This is a genomic window from Streptomyces viridosporus (assembly GCF_002078235.1).
Lineage (GTDB): Bacteria > Actinomycetota > Actinomycetes > Streptomycetales > Streptomycetaceae > Streptomyces > Streptomyces viridosporus.
On sequence record NZ_MSGP01000527.1, the window covers coordinates 1 to 1,506 of the forward strand.

At 72.0% G+C, this 1,506-nt stretch carries 2 protein-coding genes; both read right to left on the reverse strand.

The window, feature by feature from the left end; translation table 11 throughout:
* Nucleotides 1-38 precede the first annotated feature (38 nt).
* Entirely contained in the window at nt 39-818 is a 780-nt protein-coding gene (locus B7L92_RS31395) for an HAD-IIA family hydrolase (protein ID WP_081240713.1), read from the reverse strand.
* Nucleotides 819-926: 108 nt separating this feature from the next.
* The coding region (locus B7L92_RS31400) for a hypothetical protein (protein ID WP_081240714.1) at nt 927-1,506 on the reverse strand (580 nt) is incomplete at its 5' end.

The window sequence follows — 1,506 nt, forward strand, 5'->3', positions numbered from 1 at the left end:
CGGGGTCCGGACCCCGGGCCGGGCGGTGCGCGGTGCGGCTACACGAGGTCGACGAGGTCCGCGATGGAGTCCACGACCTTGGACGGCCGGTAGGGGAAGTCCTCCACCTGCTCCGGCCGGGTCAGGCCGGTGAGCACCAGGAACGTCTGCATCCCGGCCTCCATGCCGGCCAGGACGTCGGTGTCCATGCGGTCGCCGATCATCGCGCTGCTCTCGGAGTGGGCCCCGAGGGTGTTGAGCCCGGTGCGCATCATCAGCGGGTTGGGCTTGCCCGCGAAGTACGGCTGCCTGCCGGTCGCCTTGGTGATCAGCGCGGCCACCGCACCGGTCGCCGGCAGCGGTCCCTCGGTGGAGGGGCCGGTCTCGTCGGGGTTGGTGCAGATGAAGCGGGCGCCGGCGTTGATGAGCCGTACGGCCTTGGTCATGGCCTCGAAGGAGTAGGTGCGGGTCTCCCCGAGGACGACGTAGTCCGGTTCGTGGTCGGTGAGGACGTAGCCGATGTCGTGCAGCGCGGTGGTCAGGCCGGCCTCGCCGATGACGTACGCGGAGCCGTTCGGGCGCTGGTCGTCGAGGAACTGGGCGGTGGCGAGGGCGGAGGTCCAGATGTTCTCGATCGGCACGTCCAGGCCCATGCGGCGCAGCCGGGCGTGCAGGTCGCGCGGGGTGTAGATCGAGTTGTTGGTGAGGACCAGGAAGGGCGTGTCGGACTCGCGGAGCTTCTTGATGAAGGCGTCGGCGCCGGGAATCGGCACCCCTTCGTGGATGAGCACCCCGTCCATGTCGGTGAGCCACGACTTGATGGGCTTGCGGTCTGCCATGTGCGGGATCTCCTGCCGTACGCGGTTCTCCGTGCGTCCCAGCCTAGACAGACCCGGATCTTGGGTGAACGGGTGGTCCTCGGCCCGCGGCGGGGCCGGCCCCGGGGATCAGCGGCGCCGGCGGGTGAGCAGCAGGGCGGCCGTGCCGCCGGTGAGCAGCGCCGCCACGGCGACGGCGAGGAGCCGTCCGCCGTTTCCGGTACGGGCGAGCTCGTCGACGAAGGGGAAGCCGCCCGTGCCCTCGCCGGGGACCGGGGAGGCGCTGCCGGTGCCGCTCCCCGGAACGGGGCCGGCGTCGATGCGGAACCGGTAGTCGTTCGACTGGCCGACCCAGTCGCCGTCGTCCTCGTGGCGCTGCACCACGGCGGCGTTGGCGGTGACCTCGCCCGGCACGGCGTCCGGGGCGACCGCGAGGCGGACCGTCACGGTGAGGGCCCCGCCGGGCCCGACGGTGAACCCGGGGAAGCCCGCCTCCTCGTCGGCGAAGGCACCGACGAACTCGTCCCGGTCGGTGGTCTCGAAGCGGACGGGGCGGAACCGCTCGCCGTCGTGGAACTCCAGACGGAGCTGCGAGGGCTTCAGCGCCCGCTCCTCGTCGACGAGCACGACGACGGGATGGACGCCGGTGCAGGGGCGGTCGGTGGTGTTGGTCAGCTCCAGGTACCAGGTCCCGAACCCGCCCCTGCAC

Excerpts from the sequence above, each read along its gene's own strand:
- B7L92_RS31395 (WP_081240713.1), bottom strand. The coding sequence starts at position 818 with ATGGCAGACCGCAAGCCCATCAAGTCGTGGCTCACCGACATGGACGGG.